This is a genomic window from Loigolactobacillus zhaoyuanensis, assembly GCF_003946385.1.
Taxonomy (GTDB): Bacteria; Bacillota; Bacilli; order Lactobacillales; family Lactobacillaceae; genus Loigolactobacillus; species Loigolactobacillus zhaoyuanensis.
Genome location: NZ_RHOE01000022.1, coordinates 19,343 through 41,042 on the forward strand (window position 1 = coordinate 19,343; position 21,700 = coordinate 41,042).

Annotated in this window: 23 protein-coding genes and 1 pseudogene; 21 read left to right on the plus strand and 3 right to left on the minus strand. The window is 39.5% G+C overall.

Annotated elements, in window-relative coordinates; all coding sequences use genetic code 11:
- Positions 1 to 12 precede the first annotated feature (12 nt).
- Positions 13 to 786 carry a sulfite exporter TauE/SafE family protein gene (locus EKM76_RS06265; RefSeq protein ID WP_125549833.1) on the plus strand — a complete coding sequence of 258 codons (774 nt, stop codon included), beginning with the start codon at positions 13 to 15 and terminating at the stop codon, positions 784 to 786.
- A 59-nt stretch (positions 787 to 845) separates the two neighbouring features.
- Here EKM76_RS06265 and EKM76_RS06270 read toward each other — a convergent pair.
- The 3 genes and pseudogenes from EKM76_RS06270 to EKM76_RS06280 all read right to left on the minus strand — a co-directional run bounded on the left by EKM76_RS06270 (position 846) and on the right by EKM76_RS06280 (position 5,889).
- Positions 846 to 1,325: pseudogene (locus tag EKM76_RS06270) on the minus strand (glutathione peroxidase).
- 57 nt (positions 1,326 to 1,382) lie between these two features.
- Positions 1,383 to 4,925: a pyruvate:ferredoxin (flavodoxin) oxidoreductase gene (gene nifJ / locus EKM76_RS06275; protein ID WP_125549834.1), complete on the minus strand. Its 3,543-nt coding sequence runs from the start codon at positions 4,923 to 4,925 to the stop codon at positions 1,383 to 1,385.
- A 115-nt stretch (positions 4,926 to 5,040) separates the two neighbouring features.
- A complete protein-coding gene (locus EKM76_RS06280) occupies positions 5,041 to 5,889 on the minus strand; it encodes a MerR family transcriptional regulator (RefSeq protein ID WP_125549835.1) in 849 nt (282 codons plus the stop codon).
- Positions 5,890 to 6,247: 358 nt separating this feature from the next.
- On the opposite strand from EKM76_RS06280, the gene EKM76_RS06285 reads away from it, so the two are divergent.
- The 20 genes from EKM76_RS06285 (at position 6,248) to eutM (ending at position 21,391) form a co-directional block, all read left to right on the plus strand.
- Positions 6,248 to 6,535, plus strand: coding sequence for a BMC domain-containing protein (locus tag EKM76_RS06285; protein WP_125549836.1), 288 nt, complete (start codon positions 6,248 to 6,250; stop codon positions 6,533 to 6,535).
- A gap of 24 nt (positions 6,536 to 6,559) precedes the next feature.
- Complete coding sequence (locus EKM76_RS06290; protein WP_125549837.1) at positions 6,560 to 6,841, plus strand: BMC domain-containing protein; 282 nt, start codon at positions 6,560 to 6,562, stop codon at positions 6,839 to 6,841.
- A 15-nt stretch (positions 6,842 to 6,856) separates the two neighbouring features.
- Positions 6,857 to 7,876: a DMT family transporter gene (locus EKM76_RS06295; RefSeq protein WP_125549838.1), complete on the plus strand. Its 1,020-nt coding sequence runs from the start codon at positions 6,857 to 6,859 to the stop codon at positions 7,874 to 7,876.
- 2 nt (positions 7,877 to 7,878) lie between these two features.
- Positions 7,879 to 8,163 (plus strand): hypothetical protein, encoded by a 285-nt coding sequence (locus EKM76_RS06300; RefSeq protein ID WP_125549839.1) that lies wholly within the window; start codon positions 7,879 to 7,881, stop codon positions 8,161 to 8,163.
- A 14-nt stretch (positions 8,164 to 8,177) separates the two neighbouring features.
- Entirely contained in the window at positions 8,178 to 8,477 is a 300-nt protein-coding gene (locus tag EKM76_RS06305) for a BMC domain-containing protein (RefSeq protein ID WP_125549840.1), read from the plus strand.
- 14 nt (positions 8,478 to 8,491) lie between these two features.
- Positions 8,492 to 8,803, plus strand: coding sequence for a BMC domain-containing protein (locus tag EKM76_RS06310; RefSeq protein WP_125549841.1), 312 nt, complete (start codon positions 8,492 to 8,494; stop codon positions 8,801 to 8,803).
- A gap of 11 nt (positions 8,804 to 8,814) precedes the next feature.
- The gene (locus tag EKM76_RS06315) at positions 8,815 to 10,272 is read left to right on the plus strand and encodes an aldehyde dehydrogenase family protein (RefSeq protein WP_125549842.1); all 1,458 of its coding nucleotides are present in this window, start codon (positions 8,815 to 8,817) and stop codon (positions 10,270 to 10,272) included.
- A 24-nt stretch (positions 10,273 to 10,296) separates the two neighbouring features.
- The gene (gene cutC, locus EKM76_RS06320) at positions 10,297 to 12,855 is read left to right on the plus strand and encodes a choline trimethylamine-lyase (RefSeq protein WP_125549843.1); all 2,559 of its coding nucleotides are present in this window, start codon (positions 10,297 to 10,299) and stop codon (positions 12,853 to 12,855) included.
- A 26-nt stretch (positions 12,856 to 12,881) separates the two neighbouring features.
- Entirely contained in the window at positions 12,882 to 13,832 is a 951-nt protein-coding gene (gene cutD / locus EKM76_RS06325) for a choline TMA-lyase-activating enzyme (RefSeq protein ID WP_125549844.1), read from the plus strand.
- A gap of 24 nt (positions 13,833 to 13,856) precedes the next feature.
- Positions 13,857 to 14,201, plus strand: coding sequence for a BMC domain-containing protein (locus EKM76_RS06330; protein WP_125549845.1), 345 nt, complete (start codon positions 13,857 to 13,859; stop codon positions 14,199 to 14,201).
- A gap of 17 nt (positions 14,202 to 14,218) precedes the next feature.
- Positions 14,219 to 14,653: a EutP/PduV family microcompartment system protein gene (locus EKM76_RS06335; RefSeq protein WP_164507608.1), complete on the plus strand. Its 435-nt coding sequence runs from the start codon at positions 14,219 to 14,221 to the stop codon at positions 14,651 to 14,653.
- Between the two features lie 17 nt (positions 14,654 to 14,670).
- Positions 14,671 to 15,810, plus strand: a complete 1,140-nt coding sequence (locus EKM76_RS06340) for a 1-propanol dehydrogenase PduQ (RefSeq protein WP_125549847.1) — start codon at positions 14,671 to 14,673, stop codon at positions 15,808 to 15,810.
- Positions 15,810 to 16,379, plus strand: a complete 570-nt coding sequence (locus tag EKM76_RS06345; RefSeq protein WP_125549848.1) for a hypothetical protein — start codon at positions 15,810 to 15,812, stop codon at positions 16,377 to 16,379. Before EKM76_RS06340 ends, EKM76_RS06345 begins: the two co-directional genes overlap by 1 nt.
- Positions 16,380 to 16,381: 2 nt before the next feature.
- Positions 16,382 to 17,218, plus strand: a complete 837-nt coding sequence (gene eutJ / locus EKM76_RS06350) for an ethanolamine utilization protein EutJ (RefSeq protein WP_125549849.1) — start codon at positions 16,382 to 16,384, stop codon at positions 17,216 to 17,218.
- Positions 17,219 to 17,286: 68 nt separating this feature from the next.
- On the plus strand, positions 17,287 to 17,559 hold the full coding sequence (locus EKM76_RS06355) for a EutN/CcmL family microcompartment protein (protein WP_125549850.1): 273 nt from the start codon (positions 17,287 to 17,289) through the stop codon (positions 17,557 to 17,559).
- Between the two features lie 26 nt (positions 17,560 to 17,585).
- Positions 17,586 to 18,203 carry a cupin domain-containing protein gene (locus EKM76_RS06360; RefSeq protein ID WP_125549851.1) on the plus strand — a complete coding sequence of 206 codons (618 nt, stop codon included), beginning with the start codon at positions 17,586 to 17,588 and terminating at the stop codon, positions 18,201 to 18,203.
- An 11-nt stretch (positions 18,204 to 18,214) separates the two neighbouring features.
- Positions 18,215 to 18,820, plus strand: a complete 606-nt coding sequence (locus tag EKM76_RS06365; RefSeq protein WP_125549852.1) for a BMC domain-containing protein — start codon at positions 18,215 to 18,217, stop codon at positions 18,818 to 18,820.
- 27 nt (positions 18,821 to 18,847) lie between these two features.
- Positions 18,848 to 20,407 (plus strand): acetaldehyde dehydrogenase (acetylating), encoded by a 1,560-nt coding sequence (locus EKM76_RS06370; RefSeq protein ID WP_125549853.1) that lies wholly within the window; start codon positions 18,848 to 18,850, stop codon positions 20,405 to 20,407.
- 61 nt (positions 20,408 to 20,468) lie between these two features.
- Positions 20,469 to 21,089 carry a phosphate propanoyltransferase gene (locus tag EKM76_RS06375; protein WP_225417889.1) on the plus strand — a complete coding sequence of 207 codons (621 nt, stop codon included), beginning with the start codon at positions 20,469 to 20,471 and terminating at the stop codon, positions 21,087 to 21,089.
- Between the two features lie 20 nt (positions 21,090 to 21,109).
- Positions 21,110 to 21,391, plus strand: a complete 282-nt coding sequence (gene eutM / locus EKM76_RS06380) for an ethanolamine utilization microcompartment protein EutM (RefSeq protein WP_125549855.1) — start codon at positions 21,110 to 21,112, stop codon at positions 21,389 to 21,391.
- Positions 21,392 to 21,700 lie beyond the last annotated feature (309 nt).

Consider the following 21,700-nt stretch of genomic DNA (forward strand, 5'->3'; position numbering starts at 1 on the left):
AAGGAGAGATTCGTGAATACAGGGATCATTTATTTTATCATTATCATATTTGCTAATACAGTTGGCGCTATTTCCGGTATGGGCGGCGGCGTGATCATTAAGCCCTGCCTAGATTTCTTAGGGCTGAGCCCACTGAGCGCAATCAACTTTTACTCGAGCTTCGCTGTGTTCGTCATGGCGATCGTGTCGACGAGTAAACAACTTAAAAATGGCATTAAAATCAACTATATCTTAGCTGGAAGTCTATCACTAGGGGCCTTATTAGGCGGCAAGTTAGGTGATTCCAGTTTCCGACTATTGATTGGTTTAACGACGAGCAAAATGGTTAATCTAATTCAAATCGGCTTAACGATCGTTACTTTATTGCTGGCATTACGCTACTCAAAAACAAGCACAAAGACAACTAAAAATCCGCTACTAGGCTTTTTGATCGGGCTATTACTAGGCTGGCTGGCAACGTTACTGGGGATCGGCGGTGGTCCAATCAACGTCGCGTTACTGTTGGTGGTGTTTGGACTAAAAGTCAAAGATGCGACGGTTTACTCGATCATTATCATCTTTTTCTCGCAGCTTTCGAAATTGGCCACGGCACTACCACATTTACAAGCGGATCAGGTTCATTTTTCACTTTTACCTTATATCTTAGTGGCCGCCATTATCGGTGGATTCCTTGGCGCACTTTTAAGTAAGCAAATGTCAGAACGATTAGTTTTAAAATTTTATCGCTACATTGTCATTTTTGTAATTTTGTTAAACTTATTTAATGGCTTTAGGATCATCGTTTAAAAAAGGTTCCAAGCATTCCCTTAGTGGGTAGGCTTGGAACCTTTTTTTGTGGGACTGGATTAATTAACGTTACTGTCTAATGCGTCTACAACAGCATCGGTGAATGATTCTGGGGTTGTTGTTGGCGCGTAACGATGCACTAGTTGACCATCACGACCAACTAAAAATTTAGTGTAGTTCTATTTAATTCGGCCATGGCCTGATTCTGTCTTCAAGTAGTCGAATAGCGGATCAGTGTCGTCACCATTAACGGCGACACGCTTGGTCATTAAAAAGGTCACTCCGTAATGAACCTGACAATATTCGCTAGCTGCTTCATCGGAGTCTAACTCTTGACGAAATTGATTCGATGGCAAGCCGATCACCACTAAACCTTGATCGTGATACTTTTTATGCAGCGCCTCTAAACCTTCTAGCTGCGGTGCAAGCCCACATTTGCTGGCGGTATTCACGACTAACAATACTTGATCGCGGAAACGTTCAAGCTTAAACGTTTCGCCTTCCATGCTAGTAACCGAAAAATCATAAATTGACGTCAAATTATTACCTCCTTGGTGTTGGGATCAGTATAGCAGAAGTAGATGACAAATAGAAAACTAATGCTGATCGTAGTTTTCTCCTGTGTCTAATTCATCATATTTTACCAGTCGTTTACGCATATCTGTAGTTGTTTGCGCCAACATAGTAGCGACCTCGGCATCACTTTGCTTAATGTTATGTAAACAAGCAAAGCGTGTTTGTTTTTCTAAAAAGGCAGGGATTTGTTCAAAGTTAGGTTTCTTGAAATCTAATTGCATCGGATTCTTTCCTTGTTCCAGGCGACGAGGGTCATAACGATAAAGTTGCCAATAGCCTGATTCAACAGCCTCTTTAGCTTCTTCAATTGAGTGACTCATACCATTTTTAAGACCGTGATTAATACACGGTGTATAACCGATAATCAGTGAAGGACCAGGATAATTTTCAGCTTCAATAATTGCTTTTAGAGCTTGAGCTTGATTAGCCTCTAAGGAAATTTGGGCCACATAAACATTACCATAGGAGGTAGCAAGCATACCAAGGTCTTTTTTGGTGGTTTGTTTACCACCAGTTGCAAATTTAGCTACAGCAGAGATTGGTGTTGCTTTTGACATTTGCCCACCGGTATTGGCGTATAACTCGTTATCCATTACAAAAATATTGACATCTGCGCCACTGGATAAAACATGGTCAATACCACCAACGTTAATATCATAGGCCCAGCCATCACCACCGATCATCCACTGACTGATTTTAGCAAAGAGATCTTTATTGTCTAAAATAACTTGTAGGTCAGACTCTGTTTCTATTTGTAAAGCAGTAGTTAACTTGTTTGCACGTTGTTGTGTATCCTCACCAGCATCCATGTGTGTTAGCCAATCAGATAAGCATGCTTGTGTTTCTTTAGAACCTATTTTTTTTGTTAAAGCAGCACGGACTTGATTAGCTAGGCGTTCACGTTTAACGGTGCTAGCCATGTACATTCCAAAACCAAACTCAGCATTATCTTCAAATAAAGAGTTGCTCCAGGCGGGGCCTTGTCCCTGGCTGTTGACAGTATATGGTGTAGCTGGTGAAGAGCCCCCCCAAATTGATGAACAGCCAGTTGTGTTGGCAATCATCATATGATCACCATATAATTGTGTTAGCAATTTAATATACGGTGTTTCTCCACAGCCGGAGCAGGCGCCAGAAAATTCTAGCAATGGTTTTTCAAATTGTGAGCCTCTGACGGAGCTTTTTTTAGCTGGATTTGTTTTTTGATCTAAAGTCATGGCAAATGCCCAATTTAAAGCCTGCTTTTTCTGATCCTCATAGGGTTTCATGACTAAAGCTTTATCTTTAGCTGGACAAGCTGCAACGCATAAACCGCAGCCAGTACAATCTTCGACCGAAACTTGAATACGATACTTCAGACCATCTGGGCCGCGCATGTCACGTGTGATAAAACCATCTGGTGCAGTCGCCATTTCGTCATCATCAGCTAAGAATGGACGAATAGCTGCATGGGGGCAGACAAAGGAACATTGATTACACATGATGCATTTATCAGCATCCCACTCAGGAACTTCTAAGGCTAACCCGTGCTTTTCGTAGGCGGCTGAACCAAGTGGCATTGCGCCGGCTAGCATCCCATTATCAATTAAGTCTTTAACCGATAGCTGATCGCCTTCTTGCCGACTGATAGGTTCTAAGATGTTCGTAACGTAAGCGGGTAAATGCCGCGGCTTTGATTGCGTGTTTGGATCGATACTAGCCCAATCACTTGGGATTTCAATCTGGTGTATTGCAGCAAAGGTTTCGTCAATGGCTTGCCAGTTACTTGTGATTACTTCATGGGAACTTTTAACATAAGATTGTTCAATTTCTCTTTTAAGCAATGGAATAAAGTCTTGTCGAGTAAACATATTTGTGACTTCAAAGAAAGCCGTCGACATAACTGTGTTGATTCGACGACCAAGACCGCAGTGTTGGGCAATGGCTAGCGCATTGATAACATAGAACTTGATCTGATGTTCACCAAGATAGCGCTTTAATTTTTTTGGTAAAATAGCTTTAACTTTTTCAGGAGTCCATGGTGTATTGAGCAGAAAAGTACCACCAGTTTTTAATCCCTTGAGTAAGTCATATTTGTGCAAATAGGCGGCATTATGACAGCCAACAAAATCTGGCTGAGTTACGCAGTATGTTGACATAATGGGCTCATGACCAAAACGTAGGTGAGAGACGGTGAGACCACTCGATTTTTTTGAATCATAAGCAAAATAGCCCTGAGTATAGTAGTCTTTGTGCTTACCAATAATTTTGATAGCTTGCTTGTTGGCACTAACTGTACCATCAGAGCCAAATCCCCAAAATTTTGCTTGAAAAGTTGATGGGGGTGTTAAATCTAACGTAGTTCTTAAAGGAAGAGATAAGTGAGTAACATCATCAATGATTCCAATCGTAAATCGCTGCTTCAGCTGTGCTACTGGTAAACGTAAATGGTCATAAACAGCGATAATCTGATCGGGAGTGACATCTTTTGACGCAATACCATAACGGCCGCCGATAACGATCGGCCGTTTTTCTTGACGATAAAGGACGCTTTGAATATCTAATAGTAAAGGTTCCCCATCGGAGCCAGGTTCCTTGGTTCGATCTAGAACGGCAATTCGTTCAACAGTTGATGGTAGTTTTGCAAGGATATCTGCCGCTGGAAATGGCCGATACAGATGAATATTTAAATGGCCTACTTTACGCCCGTGAGCGTTTAGATAGTTGACGGTTTGTTGGATAGTTGGTGAAACTGAACCCATAGAAATAATAACCTCAGTGGCATCAGAATCACCATAATAGTTAGTTAGATCATAGTTAGTACCGCGCAGTGTGTTGATTTTCTGCATGTAGCCATGCACAATTTTTGGTAGTTGATCATAATATTGATTGACAGTTTCACGTGATTGGAAATAAATATCCGGATTTTGTGCCGTTCCAGAGACATAAGGGTGGTTCGGATTCATTGCGCGCATGCGAAAGTCCTGTAAAGCGGGTTGATTAAGCATTTTTTGCAAATCAGCATAGTCCAAAACCTCAATGCGTTGTAGCTCATGGCTAGTACGAAAACCATCGAAGAAGTTGACGAAAGGTAAACTACCCTCAATGCTAGCCAAATGTGCTACAGCAGATAAATCCATAACTTCTTGTACACTACTTTCAGCTAGCATACAAAATCCAGTTTGCCGTGTTGCCATAACATCGCTATGGTCACCAAAAATACTTAGGGCGTTAGTTGAAATAGCTCGGGCAGCAACGTGAAATACACTGGGCAATAATTCGCCAGCAATCTTATACATATTGGGAATCATTAGTAGTAATCCTTGTGATGATGTATAGGTAGAAGTCAGTGCGCCAGCTTTTAAAGAGCCGTGTACTGCACCAGCCACGCCACCTTCTGACTGCATCTCGACTATTTTTACTTTTTCACCAAAGATATTGTGTTTACCTTGTTCAGCCCATCTATCGACTGATTCTGCCATAGTTGAACTCGGCGTGATCGGATAAATGGCTGCAACTTCAGTAAAAGCATAAGAAATATAAGCTGCTGCCATATTGCCATCCATGGTTTCTGTCTGTCTCATGATTTATCGCATCCTTTACGGAAAATAGAACGAATTAATGTTTTGTAAAAGCATTCAGTTTTATTTGTGATATATCACGAGAGAAAGCAAAACTGAACGATAATAAATGAAGTGATCAACAATCGGACTTTTTTATGGGAATTAGGATTTCTGTGACAAATTTTTGTGAGTTCTTTGTTGTCCAATAATCAACAACATAACGTTCATAACACTCTGGGCCACAAATGTACGAATTTTCGGCTGCCCAAAGTGCAATTTTTTGATAAGAAGTAGCAATTTCATTGAAGTCACCGACGTGATAGATGCTAGCAAAGATACCACCAAAATTTATTTTTGACACCGCTGATTCTTTTGGATAAACAGATTTTTGCATAATCATTGCTGTTTGACTTGTTTTGGCGGGCTTTTCAATATAGGATGGAAATTTTAATATAACTGGTCCAGTAATAGCTTGATCATTATCTTCTAAATGATTGACCCATGGAATATTTAAAATGGAGTCCATATAGTCATAGTGAAAATCCTGAGTTAGACAACAATATGGTTCATCAGTTAGATACTTGATACTCACGGCATCGTTATATTCTTCGCTTACCGTCTGTGCTTCGTGCAGCAGATCATACCAGTCTGATAATTCAATCAACTTATCATGAATCCGTCTTTCCTCCGCTTGTAATTCTTCAATTTTGCTGCGGAAATTTTTTTCATGGTAATAAAATGAAGACTTTGAATTAATATTTTTCATTTCACAAAGTTTAAATCCCATTTGCTTATAATATTTGATAATTGCGATTGAAGATAAAGTATCCTTGCCGTAATAACGATAATTGTTTTTAGCTGAAACGTAATCTGGCGAGATAATGCCTTCCTGATCGTAAAAGCGTAATGTTTTCTTTGAAATATGACAGATTTTAGAGACTTCCCCAACGGTATACATTTCTTTTGTCTCATTTACTGTGGTCATTATTATACCCCCATATAAAATCCACTCTAAATGTAGTATGAAATTTTTGCCTAGTCAATGGTAAATTTGGTTCTAATACTAACCTTCCAGTAAAGGGGATACCTTCATAAAAGGCGTAGTTAACCGGATTTATCACTTTATTAAATTGTGAAAATTAATGTTAATGTGTCTATTATAGCAGGTTTTTGACTACTTGACTTAGATTCTCAATTAGAACTTTATTTAAATAACTATAGATGCTGAAGCGCTAGGATATAGTAATTTTTTTAAAAAAACTCTTGACGCGTCCCCTAAGGTAAACGTTTACACTTCAATTGTTAAATGTTGCACATATGAAATCTGAAAGGAGCTTGACGCCATGGAATATGATGCGTTGGGTATGATCGAAACTAAAGGTTTAGTGGGTTCTATTGAAGCAGCAGATGCAATGATGAAGGCAGCAAACGTTGCCTTGATCGGTAAAGAACATGTTGGTGGTGGCTTAGTGACTGTATTAGTTCGCGGCGATGTTGGTGCCGTTAAAGCTGCTACAGATGCTGGTGCAGCAGCTGCCGAAAGAATTGGAGAATTATTGTCAGTACACGTTATCCCACGGCCACATGCTGAAGTTGAAACTATTTTACCGCATAATGGAAATCGTAAGTAGTCAATTAAAAAGGAGTGTTAAATTATGAATTCAGAAGCATTAGGTATGATTGAAACTAAAGGTCTCGTTAGTTCTATTGAAGCAGCAGACGCAATGGTAAAAGCAGCAAACGTTACTTTGATCGGTAAAGAACTAGTTGGCGGCGGCTTGGTAACTGTATTAGTTCGTGGCGATGTCGGTGCCGTTAAAGCGGCAACTGATGCTGGTGCGGCCGCAGCACAGCAAGTTGGCGAACTCATTTCCGTTCATGTCATTCCTCGTCCTCATGCTGAAGTTGAGACTATTCTGCCAGCCGCTACTAAATAGAAAAAGAGGCATAATATGAATTCAGAAAAAGATATTTTACGAACAGCACCAGGTACAATGGCAGATATTAAAATGAAGAGTTTAAATAAAAGTTTTCATCTCACTGGGTTGGCAAATGGCTTTGTTTCAGGTTTAACTTATGCTATCTATTCAACATTAGTTGTGGTTGCTACTGGATATGATCCATTGGCTAGCGCGGCTGGGATTTTGGCAGCCCCATTTGTTTGTTCAGGTTTAAACGACTTTTTAGCAGGTATTTGGCTTCTTATTTATAACGCAAAACAAGGTAGATTAAGAGAGTTAGGGCGGACCTTAAGAACTAAGCCAGGTATTATGTTAGTTATAGGCTTTTTACTGGGTGGCCCGATCGCCAATGGTGCTTATTTAGTTGGTTTAGGTTTGGCAGGTGCGTATGCGATTCCAATTTCGGCAACTTGCAGTCTGTTCGGAGCAATTTTTTCTTGGATCTTTTTGAAGCAACGACCAACTAAACGAGTTGTTGGCGGTATGGTAATGTGCGTTGCAGGTGCAATCATCATTAACTTCGTCAAACCAGAAGGTGCACCAAACTTTACCTTAGGTGTTATCTTCGCATTAGTTGCAGCAATTGCCTGGGGTGCTGAAGGTGTTTTCTCAAGCTTTGGTGGTGCAATGATCGATACTGATGTTGCTGTTAATTTACGAGAATTAATTTCTGGTCTTGTTGTACTGATTGCTGTTTTACCATTTATCAGTGGCGGGATTAAATTGTTAGGTGGTACTTTAGTTGCTGGAATATCAGTTGCATGGCTTGCGATTGCTGGATTGAGTGCAGCAATTTCATTCGTTTGTTGGTATAAAGCAAATTCAACAGTTGGAACTGCCGTTGGAATGTCGCTAAATGTTACTTATGCTTTCTGGGGTGTACTTTTTAGCGTGATATTCTTAGGCCAAACGATGACACCAACAATCATTATTGGTTCAATTGTAATCGTTTTCGGAGCGATTTTGGTTACGATGAATCCGCTAGATTTATTTAAACACGGGGAGGAATAAATGTGTTATTACCAGTAAGAACAGCAGTGCTAAATCATTTATATAAAGTTGGACGAGCGAATGTTGAAGAAATTATGACAGCACTTGAAGATGATTATGGTCAAGAAAAACAATTTACCAAAAAATTATATATTGATCATGTAATGGCATTAGAGGCAAATGGGTTACTTGAATTGGAAAATTACGATTTATCTGAGAAGGAAGAATTACAGTTGCACTACAAAATAACCGAAGATGGTAAAAATACTGTTGTGAAATACGTAGACAAAAAATATCGCGTTGCGTGACGGGAGTGAATAGTGTGAAGTATCAAGGCGAGGAAGCACTTGGTCTCATTGAAACTGTTGGTTTAGTACCTGCATTAGATGCGGCTGACAAGATGTTAAAAGCAGCAAATGTTGAATTGATTTCATATGAAAACATTGGTTCCACCTTAGTGACTATCATGGTTAAAGGGGATGTTGCGGCTGTTAAGTCAGCTGTAGAAGCTGGTGCGAAAGCAGCAGAGGCCATCGGTAAATTAACTGCTCAAAACGTTATGCCTCGTCCACTACCAGCTATAGGAAAAATTGTTTTGGTCCATGATATTGATTCAGAATAACTAGGAGAAAACTTATGCAAAATCATGAAGCTATAGGATCAATCGAAACTTTTGGGCTTGTCTACATCCTAGAAGCAGCAGATGCAATGGGAAAAGCAGCAGATGTAGAAATTGTTGGCTATGAAAATGTTGCATCGGGCTATATCTCAGTAATTGTAAAAGGTGATGTTGCGGCTTGTAAGGCAGCTGTTGAAGCAGGGGTCCATGCGGTGGAGGCAATGGGAGCTGATGTTTATAGTTCTGTAGTTATTGCTAGTCCGCACAAGGATTTAGAAAAAATCATCGCCCGCTATGCATTAAAAGAACTATTGCCTGACGGTCAGTAGGAGATGGTGAAATGCAATTTATTGATAAAGATCTATTATCGATTTCCGAAGCAAGGATCTTAAGTGATGCGGCTAAAAGTAATCAGAATAATTTAGCCAGTTATTCACAAACGGAATTGGATAAGGCAGTAATGGCAATTTTTAAAGTAATTGCGGAGCACGGAGAGACAATGCTTAGCCAAGAAGTTGATGGATCGAACTATGGTAATTTGCAAGATAAAATGCAATTACTAACGGACTTCATGAATAAATTGGCAACGTACTTACAGGATAAAAAATATGTTGGTATTTTATCAGCGGATACAGATCAAAATATCCAAACGGTTGGTGTATCACGCGGTGTTGTTGGGGTAGTAATGTCAGCGCTAAATCCAGTACTGAATACCTGTTACGCTGCGATAATTGCGATTAAATCGGGTAATTCGTTAGTTATTGCGCCGCACACTAAAACAACTGCTGTAGTTAATAGTATTTCTGATATGTTATCGCAGGCTATTGAGGACGCGGGTTTACCGCATGGCACTATTTCTTGTATGAAAAAAATTGCAGTTGATGGTATTAATGAATTAATAACAAATAAAAATATTGATGTAGTTGTTAATCTCGGCTGTCCGGAGTATTTAGAGATTAACCCCGTCGGTGGGAAATCTGTTCTATATTGTGGGACAGGATTTAGTCCAGTATTTATTGAAAAATCAGCAGATATTAAAGCGGCAGTGGCCACGGTTATTGCTAGTCGTAGTTACGATAACGGTATTTTACCTGCAGCAGAACAGTTTATCATCACTGAATCCGTTATTGCGAATAAAGTTCGTTATGAACTTGGTGAACAAGGCGCTTACTTCATGTCAGCTGATGATGAGACTAAGCTATTAGCATTAATTGGCTCTGTTGATCAACCAACATATGAGGCAAATATTGGTAAATCAGCTAAGTACTTAGCTAACAGAGCTGGATTTACCGTACCAGATAAAACTAAAGTTCTAGTCACTACACAAGAATATATTTTTGATGAATCACCTTACTGTAATGAAATGAGTTTTCCAATATTAGCTTTTTATTTGGAACCAGATTGGTTACGTGCGTGTGAAAAATGTATGGCACTGTTAAAAAATAAACATCATGGACATACATTGGTCATTCATTCTAATAATCAAAAAATTATTCGTGAATTTGCTTTAAAAAAACCAGTAGCACGGGTAATCGTTAACGGTGCAGCTACATTCAGCAGTTTTGGACTTGACTCAGATTTAACACCATCATTCTGGTTGGGTGGGCTAACGTCAGCAGGTGGTAGCGCTGCTAACAGTATTACACCTGCTGATTTAACTTATGTTCGGCAAATTGGGTACCCTGCAGTAACGTCAATTTTATCTGGGCAGAATACCACGCAAGAAGATTCTACGGATATTAAAATTCAAGATAATTTTTTAAACTTACTAAAACAATTGACCAATGAAATGAAGTAGAAATTGAAAAGGAGAGTTTATCGTATGGACATCAAAGAATTCTCGACTAAATTAGCTGAAGCAACTAAAGAATTATCCCCTGAAGAACAAGCATCGTTAAAGGAAGTATTTAAAACAATTTCAGGTGATATTCAATCTACAGGCGCACAAAAGAGTGTCAATAAATCAGCAGCTGAGGCAATCATTTCTGAAGGAACAGGAATTCCTGATGGAATCACCCCACGCTTAAAAGCGTTAAAAGATAATTATTTAGACCAAGTACCAAGTATCACAACCTATCGAGCTAGAGCAATTACTAAGATTGCTAAAGAAAATCCTGGTATGCCAAAAATTGTTTTACGGGCAAAATGTTTCAAATATTGTTGTGAAACGGCACCGTTAGTTATTCAAGATCATGAATTAATCGTCGGTGCGCCAAATGGTGCCCCACGTGCAGGAGCTTTTTCACCAGATATCGCTTGGCGCTGGATGGAAGATGAAATCGATACAATTGGTAATCGTCCACAAGACCCATTCTATATATCCGATGAAGATAAGAAAATTATGCGTGATGAACTTTTCCCATATTGGAAAGGTAAGTCCGTTGATGAATATTGCGAAGATCAATATCGTGAAGCTGGTGTTTGGGAACTTTCTGGGGAATCATTTGTTTCTGATTGTTCGTACCATCAACTAAATGGTGGTGGCGATTCTAATCCTGGTTATGATGTGATCACCATGAAAAAAGGTATGTTGGATATTCAAAACGAAGCTAAAGAGCATTTAGAGAAATTAGATTATGAAAATCCAGATGATATCGAAAAAATATATTTCTATAAATCAGTTATTGATACAACTGATGGCGTGATGATCTATGCTAAGCGGATGTCAGAATATGCTAGTAGTTTGGCTGCTAAGGAATCTGATCCAAAGCGTAAAGCAGAATTAGAACAAATTGCGCAAGTTAACTGGCGTGTGCCAGCCCACAAACCCGAAACTTATTGGGAAGCAATTCAAGCAGTTTGGACAATTGAATCGCTCTTAGTAGTTGAAGAAAATCAAACAGGAATGTCGATCGGCCGTGTTGATCAATACATGTATCCTTATTACAAAGCAGATATTGAAGCCGGCCGCATGAATGATTTTCAGGCTTTTGAACTATCGGGTAGTATGTTGATCAAAATGTCAGAAATGATGTGGATCACTAGTGAAGGTGGTTCAAAATTCTTCGCTGGCTATCAACCATTTGTTAATATGTGTGTCGGCGGTGTCACACGTGATGGTCAAGATGCGACTAATGAACTCACTTATTTATTAATGGATGCAGTTCGTCATGTTAAGGTTTACCAACCATCGCTGGCTTGCCGAATCCATAATAAGTCTCCACGTGAATATCTTAAAAAAATTGTGGATGTTGTTCGTGCAGGAATGGGCTTCCCAGCTTGTCACTTTGATGATACTCACATTAAGATGATGCTGGCTAAAGGAGTATCCATTGAAGATGCCCGTGATTATTGCTTAATGGGTTGCGTTGAACCACAAAAATCAGGGCGACTTTACCAATGGACTTCAACATCTTACACGCAATGGCCAATTTGTATTGAATTAGTCTTAAATCATGGTGTACCACTTTGGTATGGTAAGAAAGTTTGTCCTGATATGGGGGCCTTATCTCAGTTTACAACCTATGAACAGTTCGACTCTGCAGTTAAGGACGAAATTAAATATATTACTAAATGGACCGACGTTGCAACTGTGATCTCACAACGCGTCCATCGTGATTTAGCACCCAAGCCATTAATGTCGATCATGTATGAAGGCTGTATGGAGCATGGTAAAGACGTTTCTGCTGGTGGTGCAATGTATAACTTTGGCCCTGGGGTCGTTTGGTCAGGATTAGCAACTTACACTGATTCAATGGCAGCAATCAAAAAATTAGTTTTTGATGACAAAAAATATACATTAGAACAAATGAATGAAGCATTGAAGAATGATTTTGAAGCAAATCCACAAGTAAGAACTGATTGCTTGAATGCACCTAAATATGGTAATGATGATGATTATGCTGATTTAATTGCAGCTGACTTGGTTACCTTTACTGAAGCAGAACATCGTCAATATAAAACCTTATACTCTAGGCTCAGCCATGGCACATTATCAATTTCAAATAACACGCCATTTGGTGAAATGACTGGTGCATCTGCTAATGGACGCAAAGCATGGACACCATTATCTGATGGGATTAGTCCATCACAAGGTGCTGATTTTAAAGGCCCTACAGCGACTATTAAATCAGTTTCTAAGATGTCAAATGACAGTATGAATATTGGAATGGTGCATAACTTTAAAATTATGTCTGGTATATTAGATACGCCAGAAGGTGAAGAAAGCTTAATTACGTTGCTAAGGACTGCTAGCCATTTAGGAAATGGCGAAATGCAATTCAACTATTTAGATAATGATACGTTGATCGAAGCGCAAAAGCATCCAGAACAATATCGTGATTTAATCGTTCGTGTTGCAGGTTACAGCGCATTCTTCGTTGAACTTTGTAAAGATGTCCAAGATGAAATTATTAGTCGTACCATGTTAACCCACTTTTAATTAGACGTTTGAGGAGATGATTGTCGATGGGTGTTCAGACTAAAGTAGATATTGAACGACAGGCAATGGTATTTAATGTTCAAAAATATAACGTTTACGATGGCCCCGGAATTAGGACGATTGTTTTCTTAAAAGGCTGTCCATTGCGTTGCCAATGGTGTTCTAATCCTGAAGGTTTGGAACAGAAATATCAAGTAATGTACAAGTCAGATTTATGTACTAATTGTGGAGCATGTGTAGATGCCTGCCCAATGGGGATTCACTATATCGATGAAAATGGGCAGCATCAGGTGCGACGGGATCGTTCTTGTAACGGTTGTCGAAAGTGCGTTGAAGTTTGTCCAGTGGCAGCATTGAATATCACCGGTCAAGTTAGAACAATTTCTGAATTAATGGAAATAATCCATGAAGATGATGCTTTTTATGAAATGTCCGGCGGCGGTGTAACCCTGAGTGGTGGTGAATGTACGGCACAGCCCGAAGCTGCAATAGCTTTATTACGAGCATGCAAGAATGATGGAATCAACACCGCAATTGAGACCTGCGGGCATACTAAGTTAGATAATATTTTAAAAATAGCTGAGTATACGGATCTGTTTCTATATGATTTAAAACATATGGATCCAATCAAACATAATCAACTAACAGGGATCAGTAACGAAAGAATTCTCGCAAACTTACAAGAATTATTGAAACTGGGTTATAAAATCAAAATCAGAATGCCATTGTTAAAAGGAATTAACGATAGTAAAGCCGAAATTGATGCAATCATCGACTTCTTAAGACCATACAAAGATTTGCCTAATTTCCAAGGGATCAATTTATTACCTTACCATAAATTAGGAGTTAATAAATATGGGCAACTAGGAATGGAATATCCAGTTGATGGTGATCCTAGTCTGAGCGATGAAGATTTAGATCGTATTGAAGGTTGGATTGCAGAATATGATTTTCCAGTCGACGTTATTCGCCATTAGGCAGTTATGAATTGAGGGAGAGCTATGACAGAACAATTAACCCAACGCCTAATTGAAGAGTCAGTTCCAGGCAAGCAGGTAACATTGGCACATGTGATTGCCTCACCAGTTCAAGCCGTTTATGACAGTTTAGGAATCGATGATAGTGGTGCAATCGGTATTCTTACGCTATCACCATATGAAACATCAATGATTGCTGCAGATGTTGCAGTCAAAGCTGCGGATGTTTCAATCGGTTTTCTCGATCGATTTACTGGCTCGGTAGTGCTGTTAGGTGATGTGCAAAGTGTCGAAGTCGCACTCAATTCTGTTTGCAACGTTCTACAGGATAAGCTAGGTTTTACTGTTAGCGGTATTACCCGTACCTAAGTTTAGGGGAAATGATAATGAAGCAGAAGATTATGATAATTGGTGCCAGAAATAGCGGAAAAACAGCATTGGTACATTTTCTTGATCAACAGGATCCAACAACTAAGATGAGTGCTTGTATGGTTTACGGCAAACGCACGTTAAATGTACCAGGCGCGTACTTAGAATGTCCATGGATGCATCAGCATATAATTGCTGCTCAGCAGGACGCAAAATGTATCTTAATGCTTTCTTCAATTGATCATAATCGCCGCTTTTATCCCCCGAATTTTGCAAAAGTATTTCGTTTGCCAGTCTTTGGAATTCTCACAACTCGTGATTCGATTCCTTTGGATGCTCCAATAGTAGATGTATTGCGTGAATTTGATTTAGCGGGGGTATCACGTCCATTTTATAAAGTTAATTTAGATAAACCTAGTGATTTAGATTTGATTGAAACAATTGTTAGTTAAAAAAGGAGGTAACCTAAGTGGAGCAGTATACGATGCCCACAAAAATATTTTTTGGTAAAGCCGCTATTGATATTTTAGCTAGCTTAACCTTCAAAAAATATTACATCATTTGTGATCCTTTTATGCAGAAAAGTCATAAGGTAGATACCATTACTGAGATTTTAAAAGAAAAATCGGCAACATACGAAATCTTTGCGGATGTTGTTCCAGATCCGACAATTGATGTTGTTACAAAAGGGCTTGAAGGAATTATTAATTTTGAACCAGATGCGGTCATTGCGTTAGGTGGTGGTTCTGCAATTGATACGGCCAAGGCTATTACGAATATCTATGCTAAGACTGTGGAAAACAAACCACCTAAATTGATTGCAATTCCTACGACTAGTGGGACAGGTAGTGAAGTCACTTCATTTGCAGTGATTTCTGATCCAACTACTAAAGCAAAATATCCGATCATTGATAACTCATTATTACCAGATTTAGCTATTTTGGATGCACAATTTACGCTAAGTGTACCAGCAAGTGTGACCGCCGATACTGGTATGGACGTATTGACACATACGTTAGAAGCTTATGTATCGACCAATGCTTCTGATTTCACCGATGCTTGCGGTGAGAAAGCTATGCGGTTAGTCTGGGATAACCTAGATAAAACTGTTAAAAATGGTAGTGATGAAACAGCGCGTGAGAAGATGCATAATGCATCCTGCTTAGCTGGAATTGCATTTAATGGGGCTTCATTAGGCATTTGTCATAGCTTGGCCCATGCGTTTGGTGGTCAATTCCACATTCCACATGGTCGTGCTAACGCAATGTTATTACCCCATGTGATTGCTTATAATGCAGGATTAAATGAAGCAACTGAATACTGTGCCTTAGCACGATATGAACAAGCAGCTAACCTGTTGGGTCTCAAAAACGGAACACCAAAAGCTACAGTTCACAGCTTGATCAGTCGTATTAAGCGAATGACAAAACAATTTTCTATTCCACAAACAATCAATGAATATGGAATTGATCCAACTGAATTTATCGAAGCAGTTCCAATTATGGCCGAAAAGGCATTGGCAGATAATTGCACAGTGACCAATCCACGCCAACCAGCTTTGGCTGATTTGGAAGCAATATATAAGGAGCTGGTCAAGGGAGGATTCTGATGAAATTTATCACAGAACATGAAATAAAATTTCATTATAAACAAGCTCCTTTCAAAACTTATTATTTAGCTGACAATTGTCGGTTAACGCCTGAAGCGCGACAATTCTTATCAGATCACCGAATTGATTTGGCTAAACAGGTGCTGGTCCCGGAAGCAAAGGCTGAAGAAGTAACTATCCCCACAGAAGTGACAACTCGACGTAATCAGTTGTTATATAACATGATCAGAATTGATTTTTATGAAATCGCTTTACTTATGAAGCCAGTCGATAGCCAATTTAGTCAATCGTTATTTAAAACAGCGGAAGCACTAACTAATGATACGGTTGATACTAAGTTAGTAGAATTTACAAATAGCAAAGGTTTTACGCTAAAGCAAGATGCTTTCAAGATAAGCTATTTTCATGTTTTAAGTCAATATGGTGCACTGATCATCAAATTAGCACACACCGGTAGTGCGATAGAATTACTTGCTTGTGAACTTCCACAGCAAGAACAACAAACTGTAAAACAAATTCTCACTCAGTTAGCTTGGATGATGGATCAGTTAATGCGAAAGGAAAAATAACAATGGATGACAATCAAGAACTAATTAACTGTAATCGTGTTATTTCACAGTTCGAATCAACTATTCAACATCCAGTACGGATGGCAGGCTCGGAATATTTTACGGGAGTCGATTTAGGTACTGCCTGTATCGTGCTTTCTGTGATGGATAGAGATGGCAATCCTGTAGCGGGAGCCTATCAATACGCTAATGTGGTCCGTGATGGAATGGTAGTTGATTATATTGGCGCTATCGATATTGTTCGTAAATTAAAGACTAAATTAGAAGCTGACTTGCAAACAACATTGGTTAAGGCAGCTGCCGCGATTCCGCCGGGTACAAACGAATTAGATTCTGGTGCCATAAAAAATGTAGTTCAAGGCGCTGACTTTGACTTAGTAAACTTACTAGATGAACCGACAGCAGCCAATCAAATTTTGCAGGTCAAAAATGGTGCAATTGTTGATATCGGTGGCGGTACAACTGGGATTGCTATCTTAAAAGATGGTCGAGTTATCAAAGTTGCTGATGAAGCAACTGGTGGTACACACATGTCACTAGTTATTGCAGGAGCTTATAAGAAGTCTTTTCAAGAGGCTGAAGAATATAAACGCCAAGATAAGAATCATAAAGAACTCTTACCAGTTCTAAAACCAGTGATTGAGAAAGTATCGTCGATTATCGCAAAGTATATTTCTAATGAAAAAATTGATGTTATCTACCTTGTGGGAGGAACGTGTTGTTTAGCTGGTATTGAGACAATCATTGAACAAAAATTGGGAATCATGACGGTGAAACCAAATAACCCAATGTTTGTTACCCCATTAGGCATTGCAGCAAGTATTGTTCCTGCCGCATAGCAAACCTAGTGACGATGTCTTAGTTACCATAGCGGTAGATCAGTCTTTGAAAGAATAGGAGTGGCGTTATGGTAACAGCAAAGTTAACAGGAAATATTTGGGCGACGCGTAAATCAGATTTGCTAAATGGGTTCAGGTTAATGTTAGCAGAGGTTATTGGTGGCACCCGCGCAGGTGAACAAATTGTTGTGGTTGACAATGTTGGCGGTGGTGTAGGCGACTGTGTCATTGTTGTAACTGGCAGTTCAGCACGTAGAATGTTAGAAAATGATGAAATCCCAGTTGACGCAGCAGTTGTCGGTATTATCGATACAGATTGTTCGATAGACAGTAATCAATAAAAACAAGATAAGGAGGGATTTAGTTCATGAAAAAACTTATCTGCATTAAAAGTGTAGAAGCTGTTCACATAAAAGGACAACAGAGCTATTCGGTTGATAAAGATACGATCATTACGCCAGCAGCTAAAGATCTGGCAGATGAATACGGTATAAGTTTTGTCCACGATAAGGCTCAGTCAGCATCAACTGCGGGTCACAATTTCACTAAAAAAGATCTAGTTGAGCTGCTTAAGGGGATTATCGCCGATGGTGGCTTAGAGAATAGTAACTTACCATTTAAAGCTGAATGTCATTCTAATGGTTTGAAAGTCGTTAAGGGTGGTAGCGTACGGATGGACGAGTTTGAGACGGGCAATCCTGACGCTGATGTAAAATTTCAAGAATTAGTTAGTAAAGAAGAATCGCAGATGAGCGCTGGATTTTTAGAAATCGATCATTCATCGTTTGATTGGAAATTAACTTATGAAGAAATTGACTACGTGATCAGTGGTACGTTGCAAGTTGTAATCGACGGCAAAAAATATACTGCAACGGCTGGCGATGTCTTGTTTGTACCATCAGGTTCTGATGTTACTTGGGGTTCACCAGATCAGGCGCATATTTTCTACACAACATATCCGTCTAATTGGGCTGATTTAGTTTAAGGAGGGATTAGATGGATGCGCTAGGTATGATAGAAACAAAGGGCATGCTAGCAGCAATTGAAGCCAGTGATGTCATGCTTAAAACGGCTGAAGTAACAATCGTCTCTCAAGAAAAAGTCGGTGGTGGTTTAGTGGCGACTTTGGTTGCAGGCGATGTTGCAGCTGTAAAAACTTCCGTTGATGCAGCTAGCACAGCAGTTAAACGTTTAAGTACAGAGAGTTTGTTTGTTACTGATGTGATTCCGCGACCAGACAAGATGTTAAAGAATATTATTTTTGATGACAAAATAGAGTCGGAAAATTCCATCAAAGAACAGGCACTTGACGATTCTAAACCAGTGGTCGATAACAAAGTTTCAGTGGTAGAGCGGCAAATTGTTAAGGAAGTAACGACTCCCGATTCTAAATCCATAGGTAAAATCAATGAAAATCATTTAATGACAGTCATTGCGGATAATACCGCAGCTGAGAAATACTTAAATGGATTTAAAATTAATGATTTACGTAGTTTAGTAAGAAGTCAGCCAGATCTTGCAGCCGATAAGAAGAATTTTTATCAGCTAAGCAAGGAAAATATCATCAAAGAATTAATTAAATATTATAGAAGTAAAAAATAATTTACGCAGAAAAGGGAGATTATGATTGTGGAACAATTTGACAAGGACCTTCGTTCGATTCAAGAAGCAAGGGATTTGGTCAAAGCTGGCGAAGTAGCAACAAAAAAAATTGCTACCTTTAATAACGAGCAAATTGATCATATTTTACAATATATGAAAGAAGCAGCTGAAGAACATGCTGCTGAATTAGCTGAAATGGCAGTCGTTGAAACTGGATTTGGTAAGGCTAAAGATAAAACTTACAAAAATCATGCTGCAGCCACCTTGCTGTATGAGCAAATTAAGGATCAAAAGACAATCGGTGTAATTGCTGAAGATAAGGCTAATGGCACGTTTGATGTCGCAGCGCCAGTTGGTTTGATCATGGGAATCGTTCCATCAACTAATCCAACTTCAACGACAATTTTCAAGGCTATGATTGCAATTAAATCACGTAATGCTATTATTTTTGCGCCGCATCCGGCAGCTACCAAATGTACAAATAAAGCGGCTGAGATCCTAAATGATGCTGCTGTTGCGGCTGGAGCGCCTGAAGGAATCATTGGCTGTGTGTCGACACCGACTATGGCTTCAACAAACGAATTGATGCACGCCAAAGATGTAGCATTGATTATTGCTACTGGTGGTCCTGGGATGGTCAAAGCAGCATATAGCGCTGGTAAACCTGCGATTGGTGTTGGTGCAGGGAATTCACCAGCTTATATTGAAGCTAGTGCTGATGTTAAAGCTGCGGTGGCACGGATAATTGCTAGTAAAACTTTTGATAACGGAACGATTTGCGCTTCAGAACAATCAATTGTGTGTGAAGAGTCTAATAAGAATGAAGTCATTAGCGAATTGAAGCGGCAGGGCGGGTACTTTATGACTCCTGAAGAAACACAAAAGGTTTGTAAAGTTTTATTCCGACCGGGGACACATGCTATGAGTGCTAAGTATGTTGGGCGCTCACCGCAAGTAATTGCAGCTGGTGCTGGTATTGGAATTCCAGAAGGAACTAAAGTTCTGATTGGTGCACAAGATGGTGTTGGTGAGGGTAATCCATTATCCTTTGAAAAATTAACTACCGTATTGGCATTCTATGTTGTCAAAGATTGGCAAGAAGCGTGTGATTTGAGTATCAATTTATTGCAAAACGGAATTGGTCATACGATGAGTATTCACACAAATAACCATGATATGGTGCTTAGATTTGCGGCTAAACCGGCTTCAAGAATTTTAGTCAATACAGGTGGCAGTCAAGGTGGTACAGGTTTAAGTACTGGGTTACCAATTTCGTTTACGCTTGGTTGTGGTACCTTCGGTGGTAGTTCAGTGTCGGAAAATGTTAGTCCTAAGCATTTATTGAATGTTAAGAAAGTTGCTTATGGTATGAAGGACGTAACCACTCTGGCTGAGGATGATCCAACATTTAACTACAAAGAAGCCGGCTGTGCAAACGGTAAGTGTGACGCGATGATGCCGCCAAAGCCATTACAAGCAAGCTCTGCGGAACTTAAAAATACATTAAGTGCTAAGCAGGAAGATGCTAGTAATGCAGAATTGGCTGAAGTTGTGCGCAAGTTATTACTGGCTATGAATGATAAATAATAGTGAAGAGGTGAATTAATTGGATAATTATGAAAAAGCAATTCGAATCCTTACGGGGACATTGAATAGCCAGACTAGCACAACGACAACTGCAAGTACTAACGTCACCACTGGAAAAACAATTCCGGTTGGGATCTCAAATCGACATATTCATTTATCACAACAGGATTTGAATAAGCTATTTGGGACAGGACATCAGTTAACTAAATTAAAGGATTTATCCCAACCAGGCCAGTTTGCCTGTAAGGAAACTGTCATTTTATGTGGGCCCAAGGGTGCGATTGAGAAAGTAAGAATTCTTGGTCCAGTAAGATCGCATACACAAATTGAAATTCTCGCCAGCGATACATTTAAACTAGGAGTTAAAGCACCTGTTCGTCTATCGGGACAGTTAGACGGTACCCCTGGTATTACGGTTATTGGGCCTAATGGATCCGTTGAAACTGAAGATGGCTTAATCATCGCCCAACGGCATATTCATATGTTACCCAGTCAGGCAGCAGCTTTCAATGTTCAGGATGGCGAAAATGTCACGATTGAATTCACTGGCTTACGTGGCGGTGTTTTAAACAATGTTATTATTCGCGCAAAGGAAAATTCAGGGTTAGAGTGTCATATCGATACTGAAGAGGCCAATGCGTTAGGTGTTAAACCAGGTACACCGATTACAATAAAAAAATAAAAATTTGGAGGTAATTTACAATGCAAGATGCTCTAGGTATGATTGAAACTAAAGGTTTGGTTAGCTCGATTGAGGCTGCTGATGCAATGGTCAAGGCAGCAAATGTGACTTTGATTGGGAAAGAACACGTTGGTGGTGGTTTAGTAACTGTACTCGTACGCGGGGATGTTGGTGCCGTTAAGGCAGCGACTGATGCCGGTGCTGCGGCTGCACAAAGAGTCGGTGAGTTAATTTCTGTCCATGTTATCCCAAGACCACATGCTGAAGTAGAAACAATTTTACCACATGCTAATACTAAATAAAGATAAAGTTTAAGCACCTAGTCTAAATATAAACCAGGTTTAACATAGACAAGGTAAAAAGGTGACTCTGAAATATCAGGGTTGAAGTGAACCCCCGGTATTGGACCAGAATCCAATACCGGGGGTTTTACTATGACTAAATATACTAAGCAGTTTAAACGTAAGCACCAAATAACTGACCGACTATCAAACTAACTAAATCCAAGTTATGATTACCTCATCAAATAATTGGTGAGGTGATTTTTATTGGCAAAACCCGATATTGTACAAATCAAAATGGATCAATCTGAACCACAGCTACGCGCAACA

Excerpts from the sequence above, each read along its gene's own strand:
- nifJ (WP_125549834.1), bottom strand. The coding sequence starts at position 4,925 with ATGAGACAGACAGAAACCATGGATGGCAATATGGCAGCAGCTTATATT.
- EKM76_RS06280 (WP_125549835.1), bottom strand. The coding sequence starts at position 5,889 with ATGACCACAGTAAATGAGACAAAAGAAATGTATACCGTTGGGGAAGTC.
- EKM76_RS06285 (WP_125549836.1), top strand. The coding sequence starts at position 6,248 with ATGGAATATGATGCGTTGGGTATGATCGAAACTAAAGGTTTAGTGGGT.
- EKM76_RS06290 (WP_125549837.1), top strand. The coding sequence starts at position 6,560 with ATGAATTCAGAAGCATTAGGTATGATTGAAACTAAAGGTCTCGTTAGT.
- EKM76_RS06295 (WP_125549838.1), top strand. The coding sequence starts at position 6,857 with ATGAATTCAGAAAAAGATATTTTACGAACAGCACCAGGTACAATGGCA.
- EKM76_RS06310 (WP_125549841.1), top strand. The coding sequence starts at position 8,492 with ATGCAAAATCATGAAGCTATAGGATCAATCGAAACTTTTGGGCTTGTC.
- EKM76_RS06315 (WP_125549842.1), top strand. The coding sequence starts at position 8,815 with ATGCAATTTATTGATAAAGATCTATTATCGATTTCCGAAGCAAGGATC.
- cutC (WP_125549843.1), top strand. The coding sequence starts at position 10,297 with ATGGACATCAAAGAATTCTCGACTAAATTAGCTGAAGCAACTAAAGAA.
- cutD (WP_125549844.1), top strand. The coding sequence starts at position 12,882 with ATGGGTGTTCAGACTAAAGTAGATATTGAACGACAGGCAATGGTATTT.
- EKM76_RS06330 (WP_125549845.1), top strand. The coding sequence starts at position 13,857 with ATGACAGAACAATTAACCCAACGCCTAATTGAAGAGTCAGTTCCAGGC.
- EKM76_RS06335 (WP_164507608.1), top strand. The coding sequence starts at position 14,219 with ATGAAGCAGAAGATTATGATAATTGGTGCCAGAAATAGCGGAAAAACA.
- EKM76_RS06345 (WP_125549848.1), top strand. The coding sequence starts at position 15,810 with ATGAAATTTATCACAGAACATGAAATAAAATTTCATTATAAACAAGCT.
- eutJ (WP_125549849.1), top strand. The coding sequence starts at position 16,382 with ATGGATGACAATCAAGAACTAATTAACTGTAATCGTGTTATTTCACAG.
- EKM76_RS06355 (WP_125549850.1), top strand. The coding sequence starts at position 17,287 with ATGGTAACAGCAAAGTTAACAGGAAATATTTGGGCGACGCGTAAATCA.
- EKM76_RS06360 (WP_125549851.1), top strand. The coding sequence starts at position 17,586 with ATGAAAAAACTTATCTGCATTAAAAGTGTAGAAGCTGTTCACATAAAA.
- EKM76_RS06365 (WP_125549852.1), top strand. The coding sequence starts at position 18,215 with ATGGATGCGCTAGGTATGATAGAAACAAAGGGCATGCTAGCAGCAATT.
- eutM (WP_125549855.1), top strand. The coding sequence starts at position 21,110 with ATGCAAGATGCTCTAGGTATGATTGAAACTAAAGGTTTGGTTAGCTCG.